Source organism: Christiangramia oceanisediminis, from assembly GCF_022570735.2.
Classification (GTDB): Bacteria; Bacteroidota; Bacteroidia; order Flavobacteriales; family Flavobacteriaceae; genus Christiangramia; species Christiangramia oceanisediminis.
The window spans coordinates 931,821-947,789 of sequence record NZ_JANCNS010000002.1 but is presented as its reverse complement, the minus strand read 5'-3'; the positions used below and the strand labels follow the sequence as shown (position 1 = coordinate 947,789).

Sequence of the window (15,969 nt, the reverse complement as noted above, 5' to 3'; positions counted from 1 at the left end):
TAGTGTCTAAAAAATTGCGAATAGAATGAACTTCACCAAATACGATTTAGGAAATAAACAAAAAGGAGATATTGTTGAAATAACATTACAAGGTAGCGCAGCCAATGTACGACTTATGAATTCATCCAATTTTCAGAGTTATCGAAATGGAAGAAGACATAGTTATATTGGAGGTTTAGCGAAAAGGTCACCAGTTCGTTTACAAATACCGAATTCTGGACATTGGTATGTAACAGTAGATATGCAAGGACTAAGAGGAACTACAAGAAGTTCAATAAGAATGATGCCAAGCGCATTACCTGAGATGCGCCAGCCTTCACTTTCAACAGTTCCATCTTTAGTGCAAAATCGAGAAAAAGCGCCAGAATATGATAACGAAATTAGAGAATATGATGTTTTCATTTCTCACGCTTCTGAAGATAAAGACGAAGTTGTCAGACCTTTGGCTTTGGCTCTAAAATCAGTAGGACTGAAAGTTTGGTACGATGAATTTGAAATGAAAATTGGAGATTCGTTAAGAAGAAAAATAGATAAAGGATTAGCAAATAGTCGATTTGGAATAGTTGTCTTATCTAAAGATTTTATTCGTAAAGGATGGACAAATTATGAACTTGACGGAATTATAACGAAATCTGTTTCTGACGAACAAGTAATGTTACCAATTTGGCACAATCTGACTAAAAGAGAAGTTATTGATTATAGTCCATCTTTAGCAGACAAATTAGCCAGGAATACTTCTTCATTCACAGTTGAAGAAATTGCGACAGAAATTGCCGAAGTAATAAATAATAGATAAAGAACTATGTATAACAAGTCGGTTCATCTCAAATAACGGGTATTGTCGAAATAGTGTAATTTTAGAAACCACGAAATAAAAAAGTTAAGCTGACAAGTCCACATCCCTAATCCGCAACTTGGGATAGCATAGAAAGTTGGCTGTAATGTTTTAGAAAAATTTATATTATATGGAAGTTCCCGTTAAGAATATTGTAGAGCAAGTTGATTTAACTCAAGAGGATGTATTATTACCGTTAATGGAATGCATTGTAAATTCTATTATAAGCTTACAACAGTCGGATCTTCCAGACAGAGAAAAGAAAATTCAAATTCAAATTATCAGAGGAGAATTACCACAAAGTCCAACTTTCGAAAATGTAAAAACCATAAATTCATTTAAAATAATAGATAATGGTATTGGCTTTAATACCAAAAATTACTTATCATTTGAAACGCCATTTTCACAAATTAATAAAGATTATGGTTGTAAGGGTGTCGGAAGGTTTACAGTATTAGCAGCATACGAGAAATACTTAGTTGATAGTAATTATCAAGAAAATGGCAAATGGTTTAATAGAGTTTTTTCATTTACAGTCCAGAAAGAAGTCAATAAGATAGATTTCAAAGAGTCAAAAAATAAAAACTATAAAACAGTAATTGATTTAGAAAATTGTAATAATCCACTTGTACTAGAAAAATCAGCTATTCCATTAGAACGCATTGCGGAAGCTATTATGCAACACTGTTTAATTTATTATCTGAATGAAAAATTACCCAGAATAGAAGTTTGGGAAAAGGAAAATGATCAAGTAGAAATTATAAATGATTTATTTGCAAAGGTTTCTCAAGATAAGGAGAGGGAATTTGAACTTAATAACAAAAAGTTTCGTCTTTATATAACTAAGACATTAAAAGAAGGAAATCGTAAAAATAATTATCTCTATTATTGCGCTAATTCAAGGACAGTAGGAGATGCAAGAAATTTAAAATATATAAATAATATTTTTAACCATCCAATCTTAATGAATGGTAATAATTATTTTTTTGATATATATTTAGTCTCGGATTATTTAAACCAAAATGTCTATAAAACAAGGAATGGATTTAAAATTCCTAAAGAAAAAGAAAATTTACTTTTTGACAATTCGGATATATTAACTTTTCAAGAAATAGAGCAAAAAGTATCTGAAATAATTGAGGAAGAATACGATTCGTATATTACTGCAGCTAGAGAAAAAAGTTTATCAAAAGTACAATCTTACATTTTAGAAAAGGCTCCGAGATATAATTCCTTCCTTAAGAATCCAAAAATTCTAAAATCGATTCCACCTAATTTGCCTGAAGATAAACTTGAAGAACATCTTTATAGTATATCCTATAATGCAAGAAAGAGTGTTGAGAAAAACATAGAGAAATTTATACAAAATAAGTCAGTTAATGAAGAAGCTATAAAACAAATAATTGACGATATCAAGGAGAAAACTTCTTATGATGTAGACAGTTTAGCTGATTATATGATGAGAAGAAGAGCGATAATTGATCTTTTCGATAAATTCTTGGATGCTGATGAAAATAACCAGTATAAATTAGAGGAAGATATTCATAATTTGATATTTCCTATGGGATTCACAAATAATGAATTAGATTTCGAAAATCATAATCTCTGGTTACTTGATGAACGTTTCATAACATATAAATTTATTGCGTCTGATAAACCAATTACTTCTTATTCACAATTTAAAAGTCGCAAGGAAGCTGATCTCCTAATGGTAGACACTCCCAAAATGTTTGATAATCCAATTAGCTTTGGTGACAGAAGTAGCGGTGAAGTTAATTCAATGGTAATATTTGAATTTAAACGCCCTGGTGATATAGCACATCAGAAAAGGAAAACAGATTATAGATGGGAATTTTCCGATTTAATTGAACCCTATTTTGATGATTTTCTGTACACTCCAATCAAGAAAAATTATAAAGGAAATCAGGTCATTATTAAGGAAACAACCCCAAAATTTGGATTTATAATTTTAGATATAGTCCCGGAACCACTTGCAAAATACAATAAAAACAAGGGCTGGAAAACTACACCGTTTGGAACATATTTCAAAATTGAATCGGAAACGAATATGCACATAGAAGTGATGACTTTTAGAAAATTAGTAGAGTTTTCTAGAAACCGTCATAATCCTTTTTTTGATAAATTATTTGCCTAATACTACAGTTAAAGATGATTCAACGTAAATAATCGGTATTGTTGAAAAATTGTAATTAGCAATATTTCAAATTCTAATTTTATGAACTATCCTGAATAATAGTATTTATTTTAGTTTTACACCTTTTTTCGGTATATTTATCGAATAAATACTAAAAATGTCTGCATCCGAATATATAAATAAACTATTACGTGTTGAGGAATATTCCTTTTCGCTGGCCGAACTTTTAAAAGAAACCGGTAAAGGCAAAACTGCACTTATAAGAGAACTTGACCGTTTAATTGAAAAGGGTGAGGTCATCAATCTTCGTCAGGGCTTTTATTTAATCCTCACGCCAAGATACTCCAGCTTTGGAAAGTTACCCATCAATCTATATATCCATAAGTTGTTTGATTATTTAGAACGCAAATATTACCTGGGGTTTTATAGCGCGGCCAAAGTATATGGAGCCAGCCATCAGCAGGCACAGCGAGATTATGTAATGTCCCAGACACCTAAACTTCTGGACATTCAGAAATCAGCTATCGACATCCGGTTTTTAACGACTTCCGTTTGGCCTAAAAATAATATTATTTCCAAAAAGTCAGATGCAGGGATCTATCATATTTCGAGTCCGGCGCTTACCCTGGCAGATCTGGTTCGTTATCAAAACAAGCTGGGCGGTATCAACCGGATGCTTTCCACGATAGAAGAACTAATGGAAGAAGTAACCCAAAATGACCTGGAAGATCTGCTAAACTGGTTTGATCACAAAGCAACCTTGCAGCGTTTAGGTTTTTTAATTTCAGAAATAGATGCAAATAATGGTCTGGATGATCTTATTTTTGCACACCTGAGTAAACAAAAGTTTTATCCTGTTTTATTACAACCCGATACTGAGCAAAGACCCGGTGCCGTTGACAACAAATGGAAAGTAGATATTAACCTGCAATTAGAAAGTGATATATGATCTCAAAACCTTATATAGCCCAATGGCAGGAACACGCTCCATGGAAAGAATTTGCACAGGTAGAACAGGATTTGATTATTAGCCGGGCCCTGGTAGAAATTTTTTCTGATGATTTTCTGCGGGATAATTTAGCTTTTAGAGGTGGTACAGCCTTACATAAATTATATCTGGACCCGGCTCCAAGATATTCCGAAGATATAGACCTGGTACAAATTAAAGAAGGCCCTATCAAACCTATTATGAAGCGAATAGGGGAGGTGATCACCTTTTTTGAAGAAGAAAGGAGCACACAAATAAGAGGACACGGTGCAAAGGCTTTATATCGATTTACTTCAGAATATGAAGAAGAACGTCGCCGGCTCAAACTGGAGATCAATTGCAAGGAGCATTTTAATGTACTGGAATGGGTCGATTTTCCATTTGAAATTGATAACCCCTGGTTTAAAGGAAACGTCGCCATAACTACCTATAGCATTAATGAACTTTTAGGTACAAAACTAAGGGCATTGTATCAGCGCAGTAAAGGAAGGGATCTCTTCGATTTGGATTATTCAAGAAGAAATATGGAACTTGATTTAGATGAAATAATCAAATGTTTTAATGCTTATATGGAATTTTCGGTTGGAAAAGTGCCTTCGCAAAAAGAGTTCCTTCAAAATATCGAAGCCAAAGAAAATGATCCGGGCTTTACCGGAGATATGGAAGGCTTGATAAGACCGGAAATAACCTATGACCAGAAAGCAGCTTTCCAATGGTTAAAGGAAAATATTATTTCAAGAATGTGATCTACTAGAAAGGACTGCGCTCCCGTAAACCGGTTTCAGTTACTTTCCACATACCTTCTTTTCTAATTAGCTTAAAGGTTTCTGGCCTGTCAGCATAAGCAGAATTGAACTTTACCCAGGCAGTATCGCCATAGACAGTATCTCTAACTACTGAGAAATTAGATTCTTCGGCTTTAACATTGGTAAATTGATCCTGTACGGAAATATAGGATTGATAGATGCCAGGGGTTGTATATTTTTTTAACTCGGCATTATCGCGATTGTAAAAACTTTCTACTACAAGCCTGGCCGTTTCTTCAGGTGATTTTGGACTATCTCCACAACTAATAGCACAGATCATCGAAAAAAATAATAACTTCTTCATAAGGATGTTTAATTAGGGTTGTTGATAAACCGTGTTTTTACATTTAGTTTTAAACTCCGTTCCCCGGTTTGTTCATTGAGTTCAACCACTAATTTTTTATCATCTCCCAAAGAAAACTTGGGAAGTACAAAGACAATTCTTCTCGTTTCATTTTCTAAAACTTTTAATGGTACCTGATGTGTATGGACTGGCTGTTTTTCCAATTTTTGAATTGATTTTCTTTTCCCCTGTTTCTTTGTTTCTATATAAAATTTTAGAAAATTAAGATCATAATCCAGAGAAGAGGTATTTTCGATTTCAATAACGAAATACAGTGCTGACCTATCAAATACTATATTTTCTACACTTAAGACAATTCCATTAGCACGCTTTTTTATCCTGCCAATCTTCTGATTTCTGTCAAGAAGAAATTCACTAAACCTATTATAATATAAATCGCTTTTTTCGGTTTGATTTCCAAAACTGTCTTTTGGCTTACTTTCTTTTAAAACAGGTTTTTCATTCCCAATACTTTGGGTCCTGGAAACGAAATAATTTAGTTTGTTCAGTTGCTGTTTGTACCTTACAATATACGAAAAAACAGAACCATTTGTATTGATAATGAGTAAATTACTGTCTTCTCCCGGTGTGGCCTGCAATAATCCAAAATATTGTTCCTTTTCTCTATTATAGGTAAATACAAAATTTTCTGAACCGGTTACTCCCTGTTTAATGGGATCAGGAAAAAACAGGGCGACATTCTTTGTGTCGTTGGCATAGATTGTATCCAAAATAATGGTTTTAGAAAGCCTTGATAAGTTCTTCTGAGCATTCAGATTTCCGAAAGGAACAGCACTCAGTATGCTTAAAATAATGATTAGATTTTTCATAATAATAATGTGAATTAATACCCTGGGGCTTTTAAAATGAGTTTATAGGTATTGGTTACCGTCACCTTGATGTTCCGGTTATCGCGTTGAAATACTTTTTTGATACCGCTTACTTGTGGTACCCCGGTAATATTAATGTCCTGTACAAGGTCATCTATAACTTCCTGGGTAGCATCGGCTCTTAAACTGTTTTCCACATAGATCCCTTCGCTGCCATCCTGAAGATCGTATGCCTTGAGTTTTACCGGTTTGTGGTTGATATTCTCAATGTCTATCAAGGCCCTGTTTGGCTGAAAGCTTATAAACCCAAAAACGGGGGTATTTTTAGGGACGAGCATCCCATTTATTCTGGCATCCTCACTCAGGCGCATGCGTAACCTGTAATTTTGTTTAACCACCTGTGTTCCATCAACTTCAGCGTAGATCATGTTATCGGTATCTGATGAACCCAGCTCTGAATTTTCGGAGGGGTTTGAACTGAAAAAGAGCTGGTGTTCCAAACCTATTTCTTTAGAAGAAGTTACCGTAGACACTTTGGGTAAAATGGAATCAATTTCGGCTTTGTTTTTTTGGATGATTGCTGAAGCTTCACCCCGATATGGATTTTCCGAATACCGGATGCGCCCGGAATTGTAAATGCTATCTACAATGCGCTGTTTTTCTTTATCTATCAAATCTGGATCGTAAAAGCCGGCTGAGTCTATCAAGCTTTCATCATAGATGCTGGGAGCATTGGTTTCCTTCACTTCTTTTAAGGCATTGATAGCATCCAGTTTTGAAGAATATTCTTCCTGCTCTTTGCCAATTTCAGGAACGGTGGTTTGTCTTAGGTTATCCTTTTCATTATCATTATCATTATCAGACATTATTGTAAAGGAATATGCCACAATGAATAGGACCACTACGGCTAGTACCGAAGCAAATACGATTTTACTTTTTTCAATTTTCATTTTTGAGTTTTTTAAGGGAGTTTTCAAAATAATTCGTAATGAGAAGTCCGTGTGTATTATTAGGATAATTGCGATCCACAACGAGTAAGTTTCCGGTGGAAATCAGTTCATAAGTATCTGTGATCGTACCCCGGTTGATTTCAAAAATAGTAGAGGTTCTGAATTGATAAGGCTCATTCGACAAATCCAGTTCTGATTCAATACTCAGCACTTTTTGGACCAGGGAATATTGTATCAACCGGTTATAGACCCCATCGGCCTTCTTTTGCCGATAAAGGTTGTCCACCGAGCTATTGCCCAGCCATAATGCTTTTTCTAAGTTCTTTTCATAATTGCTGGCATCTATATTATAGAAGTAGGTATGGAAGAGTTCCAGATGGGCGAGGACTTCAACTTTCAGATTTTCCTTTTGGGCAACCCATTTCAGGGGAATAACTGATCCATCAGTATTGATGGCGAATGCATTGTTCATGGATTTTCGATATATGTCATACACCATCAATCCCGAGAACCCACTTGATCCCAGGGCAAGAAGTACAACCATCATTACTATAAACCGATTGAGTTTTAGGACGGAATAGATATTTCTATAAGCTGTTCTCATATTATTTTAGTTTATATGAATTAAGAAGTGAAAAGTTTAAATGTGAATGAAGTAGCACGTCGATAAAGCTTAAATTTTAAAAAAACGATAAAGCCGATAGATCCTGCTTCCACAATGATTTTGATTATATTATTATCGGTAGAGTTCCCTAATAGATTTGCCCAGAAATTCGTATTGATTTCCGCATAAAGGTTGTTTACAAAAACGTTGACCAGAAAGAATGCAGGTACCAGCATATAAACCGCAGCATACAGTTTAAAAAAATTGTAGGCCATCTCCCTGAATTTTTCAAATACGGCCAGGCTAATAATCAGGGGAAAGAATGCCTGCATGATCCCGAGCAAAAAGTAACGTTCAGCTAAAAAGAGCGGATAAATGAAAAGATCCAATACCCAAAGGAACAAACCAATCACAAAAGAGATCACCTTTACCGGATATAATGGAGTTACCAGTGCATCATAAAGAAGGGACATTGCTTTGGTCGCAACTTCCAATGGACCCACATCGGTTTCCAAATCAATATCTTGAAGCTGAAGCGGTATAAGGGCGGGAGCCGTGTCCTTGTACTGGGATTCTATGGCCACCAGGATACTATCAAAAAAGCCAAGTACCTGCGTTGAAAATATGACCAACAATACCACCGCAAAATTCTTTGCCAGTTCTTCCGGGCTAAGCCCCCAAGTATAGCCTTCCTTATCGGCAATTCCTTCGTTGTATTTTTTTAAAATATTCACCAGAAAAAAAAGCACGGCAAGGATTTTCATCCCTGCAATAGTGTATTGCGAAAAGTCACTGTTTTTAATAACCTGAAAAACAGCATCTACATATTCCAATCCTATTCCTAAAAAAATACCCATAACCTTTATTTAATAGTCTGTTTCCCGGTTATTGATTTTATCCTGCATTTCCCGAAAGGAAATGATGTCTCGGTAGCGCTGGGTTTTCAGTTGGATTTCTGAAACCATCTCTTTGGATTGAAGTTCTTTTTCCTTTAAAATGGCCGCGCGTTCCGCATCGGTCATTTTTAGGTAATCGCTGGATAAAATCTGCTCTATAAAGTCCAGATCGTCCAGGGAATTTTCTATAATGGCATTGAAAGAATCTGAAATACGCGTAACCTCCTCAGGTTTGATATATGGAGAATTCAGGATTTCCCTAAGGTCATCGCGTACCACATCAAAAAGTCGCTCATTGTTGGCCGCAATTTCCCGAACCGCTTTTAGTTGCTTGACCACGTTATTTACTTTTACCAGATTCTCTTTTTGCTGTTTGAGGAATTCAACCGTTTTAAGCAGTTGCGAGGTTTGTTTTGCCGATTCGATTAGTGACTTGGCCAGGCTAATAAAATTGGTGTTGTCATAAACCGGCATCCCCTGGGCCGTAGCACGGCCAGGCATTAATAGGGCAAAAGCTATTGCCATTACTAAAATTCTGATGTTGTTTTGCATAGTTTTAAATTTTAGAGGTGAATTCAATTATTGCTTGTTCCATAGATTTATGTTGGTCATAAAGCTTCATTATGGCGTCGTTTTCTGTTCCATCTGTTAGGTAAGCTGCATAAACTTCTTTGGGAACTTCGAGACGGAAGATGTTGCTTTGCTTTCCGATCTTGATAAACATTTCCGTGTATTTTCTGGGTCCGGTAAGATTGTTCTTAATAGACTTTAACTGGTTGAGATCGTGTTTGGAGAGGTTTAATCGCCTGACCAGCTCCTCATATCCTTTTTCATTATGAAGGCTGTAAATCACCTGTGTATTCTCCAAGATACTCGCTGAAGTGGAATTGTTTGGAAGCTGGTTAATGGATTGTAAAATGATCCCTATAGCACCATTCTGTTTACGGATCGCCTGGTAATAGAATTCCACGCTTTCCAATACGTTTTCAAATTTCAGTTGCTTGGCAAACTCATCAAATAGGATGATACCTTTTTCCGAACGGTTTTTCCATATTGTTCTTTGAATGGCAGATTTGATCAGCTTCAGCATCACCGAAAGGATTTCCTTGTTATCCTTTACTTCATCCAGTTCAAAAACGATCAGGCGTTTGTCCTCAATTTTATAGGTCTGGTCTTCGCTCACTTCAAAAAGGAAACTATATAGACCATCGCGAACATACTCCGACATTATGTGCAGGAAGTTGGTAATATTGAAGTAGTCGGGATGGATTTTAAGCTTACTAAGCAGATCTTTTTGATTGCTTTCGATAAAATGATAAAAGCCATCCAGAGAATGGTTCTCAGGAGTGGATTCATAATAGTGGCGTAATATCTTTTTGATAGAAACCGATTGTGCCTTGGTTACCTTCAAATCAGAGGCGAACAATTCAAACAGAAATACCGATAAATCTTCCATACGATCCGGTGTTAGATCATCCTGGTTATCGATATAAAACGGATTGATTCCTAAATTTTTTCCGCTCTCGTAGCGAAGCACCGTATATTTTCCAGGATATAGTTTAGCGAATTTGGTGTAGGAACCTCCCAAATCGATAATGACCAGGCGTACACCGTTTTCAAAATATTGCCGCAGGATATTGTTGGCCAAAAAAGACTTGCCTTCGCCTGTAGGGGCAAAAATGGCAAAATTTCGTGCCTTGATCCGTTTCTTTTTCTCGTCCCAGACATCTTTGAGCACGGGGATATTATGTTCCCGGTCATTAAAGATGATACCGGTAGCATCAGACTTATAATTCGTGTTATTAATAAACAGGCATAAGGCATGTTTTAAGTCGGTTACATATAGATCTTCGTTGGAAAAGTTGGAAGAAAAGCAGCAATAACTGTTTAGTATGTAATTTTTACGTTCCTCACCTCTGGGGTAGTAGGGGAGGATATCCAGTTCTTTGAATTCGGTTTTAATCTTTGAAGCAATCCTATCCAGATTTTTAGCTTCACGATCCCAATATATAATGTTTAAATGACCACGTATTATGCGAGCGTTGTCATCGGCATTAATCTGATCCAGGATATGCTGGATTTTACCTAGCACCACTTTGTTTTGAGAACCAAAATTGGAACTCTTTTTTAATTCTTCAACCTTTTTATCCAACAGCTTACGCCACTTATGTTTATCATCCAGGTATAAAATCTGGTTGACGATATGGTTTTCAGTCAGGGTAAGCCCTAATCCATCAATAAAGCCCTGGTGAAATACAAAATCGTCTGAAGTAAATTTCTCATTGGTCTTACTACTTTGTACGCTTTCACCAAAGCACAGTTCACTGTTAATGGCCAGCGCGTCAAAATAGTTTTCTCCTATATTGACGTTCTTTTTGTCCAGTAAGATATCGGTATCAAAGCCTTCATTAAAGCCATTGAAATAGCCGTTGGTCAGGTTCTCTATCTCTTCCGCTTTAAGCGGAACGAGTTCTATTTTACGGCTGTTATTGATAAAGGAAACAGAATCGCTGACGGCACCGATAAAACTGTTTACGCTATCATCCAGTTCCCTGACAACCGCCTTTGAGATATTGCGAAACGGATTGACATATTTTGGATTATTAAGAGCCTTGTTTTTGGTTAGGATAAAGAATAAGAAACAACGATGCTGCATATATTCCCTTCCTTTAAAATGATCATGGGTAGCCTTTTCCAAAAAAGTTTGATTCGACAATTTATCCGAAGAATACTTCTTCTTTATATAGATGTCCTGCTTGTGAACGACCGTGCCAACTGGAAGCGATTTCAACGCCTGAAACCAAGTACCATGGATATCCTCAAAATCTTTTTCGGATAGGGAATATATTTCAGGCATGATCACTTCATAGCACAGGACCACATTGCCATTGTTGGCAAAAATGATATTATCCTGCACATCCGCGATAGGCCGGTATGTTGATAGGTTAATCCTTTTCATAATATAATCCTGAATTTTTTCGGTTGCTGATAATGTTAGGGAAGGAACCTTCCAGTTGGAAGAGTTGCGGATTGTTTGTTATCCTCGTTAAAGCGATATAAAGAGCAGAATTGAAGCTTAAGACTCCTATGATAATGCCAAAGCTGAAGGAGAAGATAATCACCAGGAGTGAAGCCACTATGGAAATCATCATCATTGCAAACAGGGACAAAGGCAATCCAAAAATGATCGCCGTTTTTCTCATATTTCTGTAAACCTCGAATTTTTTCATAAAGCATAGTTTTAAAAGCATCTTAGGGGCTTACACAACAATGGTGATTAGATAGGTAAAGATGCCGACTACCGCTCCCGCAATGAGTACAAAGACCAGCACACGGGTAATCCCTTTTTTGAGATCGGAATTTTCGCCAAAGAAATGTCCGGCATTAAAAAGAAATCCAATTAGGAAAATAACCCCAAGGATAATAGGGAAGATGGTCCTGATGGTATCGGAAACATCATTAACGGAATCTTCAATTCCCCCAATTTGGGCAAAAAGGGATGTTGTGAGCAGTGAAACAAAAGTTGCCAAATAAATTGATTTTTTCATAACGGAACAGTTTAGATTTTTGTGTTGTTTTCGTTCAAGGAAAATTACATATATTTAACTTTAAATATCTGCAAATCAGTTATTTGTGAATAAAATATTAATTAGTTTAGTTTGAATTCCGATACTGCTATTTGACATCAAATTCTATGAATTTTAATAGGTAAGTTGTTAATAACCCGAAAACTGAAAATGAAAAAAGCCCTTAAAAACGTCAGTTTTGTGATTTTGCTCTTGAAAATGTGTCTCATTTTCGGACAGGGAAGACCAGATCAAAAAATAATAGTTATTGATCCGGGACACGGCGGAAAAGATTCAGGTGCCGTTGGAATAAATGGTGTTCAGGAAAAGGATGTGGTGTTGAATATTGCAAATGAAATTTTGAGGCTTAATGAGAATTTGGAAGTTCCGTTTGATATTTATTTGACTCGGTATAGTGATACCCTGATTTCATTGTCCGATAGAACCAAATTGGCAAAAGCTGTAAAGGCAGATCTATTTATTTCGCTGCACTGTAACCATTCTGATAATCCAGATGCAAGGGGAATTGAAGTTTATGTAGCTAATTCTAAATCTAAGTATTCAGATGAGGCTACCTGGCTTGCGTTTCTAATTCAAGATGAACTGAATAAGAAGTTGGGTTTTGAGAGTAGGGGAGTGAAGTTTTCGAATTTTCAGGTGCTTCGAGAAACAGCGGGTTTTATGCCTTCGGTTCTTTTGGAATTGGGGTTTTTGAGTAATTGGGATGAGGCGGTTTACTACAAGACTTCTAAACCTTATGAAGCTTTAGCAATATTATTTTTCGAAAGGTTAATTAATATTTAGAGAATTATGAAAGAAATGAGGCTCAAACTTTATCTATTCTACAATCAATTTTGAGAATTATATGGAAGGAATTCCAGGGGCTTTTAAATAGATTCAGAAACAGGTTTTAAATAAATTTCAGCAAATGAGAAAATGCTGTGGAATAATATTATATTGCCAATTCGCAAATTTTAATACTGTCATTTAAAGATGGGTAAACCATTTACTGAAGAACTTAAACTAAATTATGACTCATTAAATTGGGTTTCAGAGCTTAATCTTGATGCACTAAAAAAATCAATAGAAAGTTGTCGAAATACCACCGTCTATATTATAGGTTCTGGTGGTTCTTTAAGTGCTTGTTATCTTCTTGAATTCTTATTTGAGCAAAATGGTGTCGTAGCCAAGTCTGTTACACCTTTGGAAGTAATGTATTCTAAAAAGAACTTTAGCAACTCAAGTTTTTTCTTGGTCAGCTCAAGTGGAAAAAATAAAGATATCCTTTTTGCTTATAAGAGCATTATCAAAGAAAATCCTAAGGCATTGCATACAATTTGTATGGCGAAAGGTTCTCCTTTAAGAAAGTTATCCGATTTATACTCCAAAGCTAAAATTTATGAGTATGAAATCCCAACAGGAAGAGACGGATTTTTGGCTACCAATTCCCTATTAGCATATTTTGCTATATTCACTAGGGTTTTCGGTGAGTTAAAGGGTTTAAATGCTCTCAAAGAAAATGTCAGGGATATTTCGAAAACCATAAAAGAGTTTTCGGGTAAAATTGATGCGAGTTACACTTTGTTTGTGCTATACAGTGGTTCGAGTAAATGTGTGGCAATGGATATTGAATCAAAATGCATTGAGGCTTCACTTTGCGATTTGACTACCGCTGACTATCGAAATTTTGGACATGGAAGACATAATTGGTTTGACAAAAGACCAAAGAATTCCGCAATAGTTTTGCTCACTAATAATATTGACAGGTCACTTGCGGAAAAAACTATTAAGGTTCTACCAAAGGCGATACCTTCTATAATTATTGATAGTAAATGTCAGTTTCCTATGTCAAGCATAGACCAATTGTTGCAATCGTTTCGGCTAGTCGAGGTACTAGGCAAGAACGCAAATATCGATCCTGGCAGACCAGGTGTCCCTGAATTTGGCAGAAAGTTATATAATCTCAGTTACTACTCTATATTCAAAAAAAAATCCTCTGTATCTACTAGGGCTTACAATTCAATTTATAGAAAAATAGGTGTTCTTGATATTGACAACCCTAAATTACTGAAAGCCTGGAACAAAAGCTATGAGAATTTTATTAAAAAGATTAAGAGTGAAAAACTTACTACGATAATATTTGACTTTGATGGTACATTATGTAGTAGCTTGAAACGATATGAAGGTGTAGATGATATAATTAAGAGTAGACTAATTGAAATTCTGGAAAAAGGATTTTTAATTGGTATCTCAACAGGCAGAGGTAAATCTGCTAGAGAAAATCTACAAACTTTTATCCCTGAAAAGTTTTATGACAATGTCTTTATCTCATATTATAACGGTTTTGAAACAGGTAATTTGGGTCAAAATGAACTTCCAAACCTGAAGCTAGAGGCCGAAGAGTCTATTTTAAAATCTTACGAAATTTTAAAATCCAAATTAAAGGGGTATGAAGTCTCTATAGAACTGCGTCCAGGTCAAATTACCATTGAGATTGAAAGTAAGAATAATGCCGGAAAACTGAAGTCCTATATAAAAGGAACAATATTAAGCCACGCAGACCTCAATGTACAAATATTAGAGTCTGACCACTCAATTGATATAATTCCAAAAAACACATCAAAGCTTTCAATAGTCAATTTCTGTAAACAGCAAGAAAAAACACTAGGATTAAAAGGTAGTTATTTATGTATAGGGGATAAAGGGATGTGGCCAGGCAATGATTATAAGTTACTTGGGGCAAGTTTATCACTTAGCGTTGACGAGGTTTCTTTAGAGAAAGACACCTGTTGGAATTTAGCCAGTTTGGGATTAAGTAATGTAGAGGCAACTGAAGAATATCTTAGTAAAATTCGTTTCTACGAAAATCATATGAAATTCGAAATCAATAAATGAGACAGAGATTAGCAGAAAAATTGTTGCTTAAAATAATGCAATGGGATGTAGATGAAGTTCAGGTTGAAAGACCTATGCTACAAGCAATATCTAATTTTAAGTATGATGAATACAGGCAGTTCTCACCTGGAATGCTTTTTTTAGGGAGTCTTACCAGCTGGTTACGACAATTCAAAACTATAGAGGAAAGAAAGGTCGCCTATAATTTCGTTAAGACACAACTTGAATTTATATCTGAGAACCAAATTCAGCAACTTGTGTCTTTAGCTTTTTCAGATGCGGTACAACCATTTTTGTTCACAAAAACCGGTAATGAATTAAATGTCGACCATTTCAAAATAAATGAAATTTATCATAGCGATGAATATAAGAGCAATAAGAGGAAAACACTATTTATTGGTCTTAGTGACGGTTCCAGAATCGATTATTTCAGAAGAATGAGTGGGCTGAATAACGAACAGGTTTTTTCCACTTACTATATTTCAGAAGAAAAATCTGCTGACCTTCAAAAGGAATTAAAGAAAGATGGTCACGAGAAATTTAGTTCCATATTTCTCATAGATGATTTTACAGCTAGCGGTAAAAGTTATTTTAGATTGGAAGCTGATAAATACAAAGGCAAGATTTTTAAGTTTATTGACTTTTTATTGCATCCGGAAAACTACAAGGATAATTCTTTACAAGAATTGATCAGTATTGATTCCTTAGAGATAAATGTACTGTTTTACATTGCTACGGAAGAAGCTAAAGAATATTTGGAGAAGTCTATTGCTGAATGGAAAGAAAAAAATAAAAGTTCAATAACCATCAACATAAGTGTTATACAAATAATTCCCAATTCGATTAAAAAGGGAATCGAAGAGGATAAGGCATTCAATAAAATAATGAAAGATTATTTTGACGATAGCATCATAGATGTACATTACAAAAAGGGCAAGTGGGATAAGCCATATTTAGGCTTTAATGAATGTTCTTTGCCGTTAGTTTTAAACCATAATACACCCAATAATTCAATACCTATTTTGTGGTTTCCTGACGATAAAGAATATAGAGGTTTATTTCCTAGGATAACAAGGCATTTCTAATGAGCAATAAATTAAG

16 protein-coding genes are annotated in these 15,969 nt (G+C 35.3%); 7 read left to right on the top strand and 9 right to left on the bottom strand.

Going from position 1 to position 15,969, the window contains the following annotated elements:
• Nucleotides 1–25 precede the first annotated feature (25 nt).
• The 4 genes from MKO06_RS11770 (at nucleotide 26) to MKO06_RS11755 (ending at nucleotide 4,724) form a co-directional block, all read left to right on the top strand.
• Nucleotides 26–796 carry a DUF1883 domain-containing protein gene (locus MKO06_RS11770; RefSeq protein ID WP_241551348.1) on the top strand — a complete coding sequence of 257 codons (771 nt, stop codon included), beginning with the start codon at nucleotides 26–28 and terminating at the stop codon, nucleotides 794–796.
• Between the two features lie 169 nt (nucleotides 797–965).
• A complete protein-coding gene (locus MKO06_RS11765; protein WP_241551347.1) occupies nucleotides 966–2,990 on the top strand; it encodes a hypothetical protein in 2,025 nt (674 codons plus the stop codon).
• Nucleotides 2,991–3,147: 157 nt separating this feature from the next.
• Nucleotides 3,148–3,939: a type IV toxin-antitoxin system AbiEi family antitoxin domain-containing protein gene (locus tag MKO06_RS11760; RefSeq protein WP_241551346.1), complete on the top strand. Its 792-nt coding sequence runs from the start codon at nucleotides 3,148–3,150 to the stop codon at nucleotides 3,937–3,939.
• A complete protein-coding gene (locus MKO06_RS11755; protein ID WP_241551345.1) occupies nucleotides 3,936–4,724 on the top strand; it encodes a nucleotidyl transferase AbiEii/AbiGii toxin family protein in 789 nt (262 codons plus the stop codon). The genes MKO06_RS11760 and MKO06_RS11755 overlap by 4 nt, the downstream gene beginning before the upstream one ends.
• Nucleotides 4,725–4,728: 4 nt before the next feature.
• Here the strand turns inward: MKO06_RS11755 and MKO06_RS11750 are convergent, their stop codons facing one another.
• Genes MKO06_RS11750 through MKO06_RS11710 form a run of 9 tightly spaced genes read right to left on the bottom strand, consistent with a single transcriptional unit; the run spans nucleotide 4,729 to nucleotide 11,955 of the window.
• On the bottom strand, nucleotides 4,729–5,088 hold the full coding sequence (locus tag MKO06_RS11750) for a hypothetical protein (protein ID WP_241551344.1): 360 nt from the start codon (nucleotides 5,086–5,088) through the stop codon (nucleotides 4,729–4,731).
• Between the two features lie 8 nt (nucleotides 5,089–5,096).
• Nucleotides 5,097–5,957 (bottom strand): DUF4138 domain-containing protein, encoded by an 861-nt coding sequence (locus tag MKO06_RS11745; RefSeq protein WP_241551343.1) that lies wholly within the window; start codon nucleotides 5,955–5,957, stop codon nucleotides 5,097–5,099.
• A 14-nt stretch (nucleotides 5,958–5,971) separates the two neighbouring features.
• The gene (traM, locus tag MKO06_RS11740; RefSeq protein ID WP_241551342.1) at nucleotides 5,972–6,907 is read right to left on the bottom strand and encodes a conjugative transposon protein TraM; all 936 of its coding nucleotides are present in this window, start codon (nucleotides 6,905–6,907) and stop codon (nucleotides 5,972–5,974) included.
• A complete protein-coding gene (locus MKO06_RS11735; protein ID WP_241551341.1) occupies nucleotides 6,897–7,511 on the bottom strand; it encodes a conjugal transfer protein TraK in 615 nt (204 codons plus the stop codon). Before MKO06_RS11735 ends, traM begins: the two co-directional genes overlap by 11 nt.
• Nucleotides 7,512–7,531: 20 nt before the next feature.
• Nucleotides 7,532–8,368: a hypothetical protein gene (locus MKO06_RS11730; protein ID WP_241551340.1), complete on the bottom strand. Its 837-nt coding sequence runs from the start codon at nucleotides 8,366–8,368 to the stop codon at nucleotides 7,532–7,534.
• Nucleotides 8,369–8,377: 9 nt separating this feature from the next.
• Nucleotides 8,378–8,959 carry a conjugal transfer protein gene (locus MKO06_RS11725; RefSeq protein WP_241551339.1) on the bottom strand — a complete coding sequence of 194 codons (582 nt, stop codon included), beginning with the start codon at nucleotides 8,957–8,959 and terminating at the stop codon, nucleotides 8,378–8,380.
• A 4-nt stretch (nucleotides 8,960–8,963) separates the two neighbouring features.
• Nucleotides 8,964–11,366 carry a TraG family conjugative transposon ATPase gene (locus MKO06_RS11720; protein WP_241551338.1) on the bottom strand — a complete coding sequence of 801 codons (2,403 nt, stop codon included), beginning with the start codon at nucleotides 11,364–11,366 and terminating at the stop codon, nucleotides 8,964–8,966.
• On the bottom strand, nucleotides 11,353–11,637 hold the full coding sequence (locus tag MKO06_RS11715; RefSeq protein ID WP_241551337.1) for a hypothetical protein: 285 nt from the start codon (nucleotides 11,635–11,637) through the stop codon (nucleotides 11,353–11,355). Before MKO06_RS11715 ends, MKO06_RS11720 begins: the two co-directional genes overlap by 14 nt.
• Before the next feature lie 30 nt (nucleotides 11,638–11,667).
• A complete protein-coding gene (locus MKO06_RS11710; protein ID WP_241551336.1) occupies nucleotides 11,668–11,955 on the bottom strand; it encodes a hypothetical protein in 288 nt (95 codons plus the stop codon).
• Between the two features lie 189 nt (nucleotides 11,956–12,144).
• Between MKO06_RS11710 and MKO06_RS11705 the strand changes: the two genes are divergently transcribed.
• From MKO06_RS11705 to MKO06_RS11695, 3 genes are all read left to right on the top strand, one after another.
• Entirely contained in the window at nucleotides 12,145–12,777 is a 633-nt protein-coding gene (locus MKO06_RS11705) for an N-acetylmuramoyl-L-alanine amidase family protein (RefSeq protein ID WP_241551335.1), read from the top strand.
• Nucleotides 12,778–12,966: 189 nt separating this feature from the next.
• Entirely contained in the window at nucleotides 12,967–14,868 is a 1,902-nt protein-coding gene (locus MKO06_RS11700; RefSeq protein ID WP_241551334.1) for a hypothetical protein, read from the top strand.
• The gene (locus tag MKO06_RS11695; protein ID WP_241551333.1) at nucleotides 14,865–15,953 is read left to right on the top strand and encodes a phosphoribosyltransferase-like protein; all 1,089 of its coding nucleotides are present in this window, start codon (nucleotides 14,865–14,867) and stop codon (nucleotides 15,951–15,953) included. Before MKO06_RS11700 ends, MKO06_RS11695 begins: the two co-directional genes overlap by 4 nt.
• Nucleotides 15,954–15,969: the final 16 nt, after the last annotated feature.

What these genes read in the sequence shown, in the direction of transcription:
- MKO06_RS11745 (WP_241551343.1), bottom strand. Translation starts at nt 5,957, where the DNA reads ATGAAAAATCTAATCATTATTTTAAGCATACTGAGTGCTGTTCCTTTC.
- MKO06_RS11760 (WP_241551346.1), top strand. Translation starts at nt 3,148, where the DNA reads ATGTCTGCATCCGAATATATAAATAAACTATTACGTGTTGAGGAATAT.
- MKO06_RS11725 (WP_241551339.1), bottom strand. Translation starts at nt 8,959, where the DNA reads ATGCAAAACAACATCAGAATTTTAGTAATGGCAATAGCTTTTGCCCTA.
- MKO06_RS11695 (WP_241551333.1), top strand. Translation starts at nt 14,865, where the DNA reads ATGAGACAGAGATTAGCAGAAAAATTGTTGCTTAAAATAATGCAATGG.
- MKO06_RS11710 (WP_241551336.1), bottom strand. Translation starts at nt 11,955, where the DNA reads ATGAAAAAATCAATTTATTTGGCAACTTTTGTTTCACTGCTCACAACA.
- MKO06_RS11755 (WP_241551345.1), top strand. Translation starts at nt 3,936, where the DNA reads ATGATCTCAAAACCTTATATAGCCCAATGGCAGGAACACGCTCCATGG.
- MKO06_RS11770 (WP_241551348.1), top strand. Translation starts at nt 26, where the DNA reads ATGAACTTCACCAAATACGATTTAGGAAATAAACAAAAAGGAGATATT.
- MKO06_RS11720 (WP_241551338.1), bottom strand. Translation starts at nt 11,366, where the DNA reads ATGAAAAGGATTAACCTATCAACATACCGGCCTATCGCGGATGTGCAG.
- MKO06_RS11730 (WP_241551340.1), bottom strand. Translation starts at nt 8,368, where the DNA reads ATGGGTATTTTTTTAGGAATAGGATTGGAATATGTAGATGCTGTTTTT.
- MKO06_RS11705 (WP_241551335.1), top strand. Translation starts at nt 12,145, where the DNA reads ATGAAAAAAGCCCTTAAAAACGTCAGTTTTGTGATTTTGCTCTTGAAA.
- traM (WP_241551342.1), bottom strand. Translation starts at nt 6,907, where the DNA reads ATGAAAATTGAAAAAAGTAAAATCGTATTTGCTTCGGTACTAGCCGTA.
- MKO06_RS11715 (WP_241551337.1), bottom strand. Translation starts at nt 11,637, where the DNA reads ATGAAAAAATTCGAGGTTTACAGAAATATGAGAAAAACGGCGATCATT.
- MKO06_RS11750 (WP_241551344.1), bottom strand. Translation starts at nt 5,088, where the DNA reads ATGAAGAAGTTATTATTTTTTTCGATGATCTGTGCTATTAGTTGTGGA.
- MKO06_RS11765 (WP_241551347.1), top strand. Translation starts at nt 966, where the DNA reads ATGGAAGTTCCCGTTAAGAATATTGTAGAGCAAGTTGATTTAACTCAA.
- MKO06_RS11735 (WP_241551341.1), bottom strand. Translation starts at nt 7,511, where the DNA reads ATGAGAACAGCTTATAGAAATATCTATTCCGTCCTAAAACTCAATCGG.
- MKO06_RS11700 (WP_241551334.1), top strand. Translation starts at nt 12,967, where the DNA reads ATGGGTAAACCATTTACTGAAGAACTTAAACTAAATTATGACTCATTA.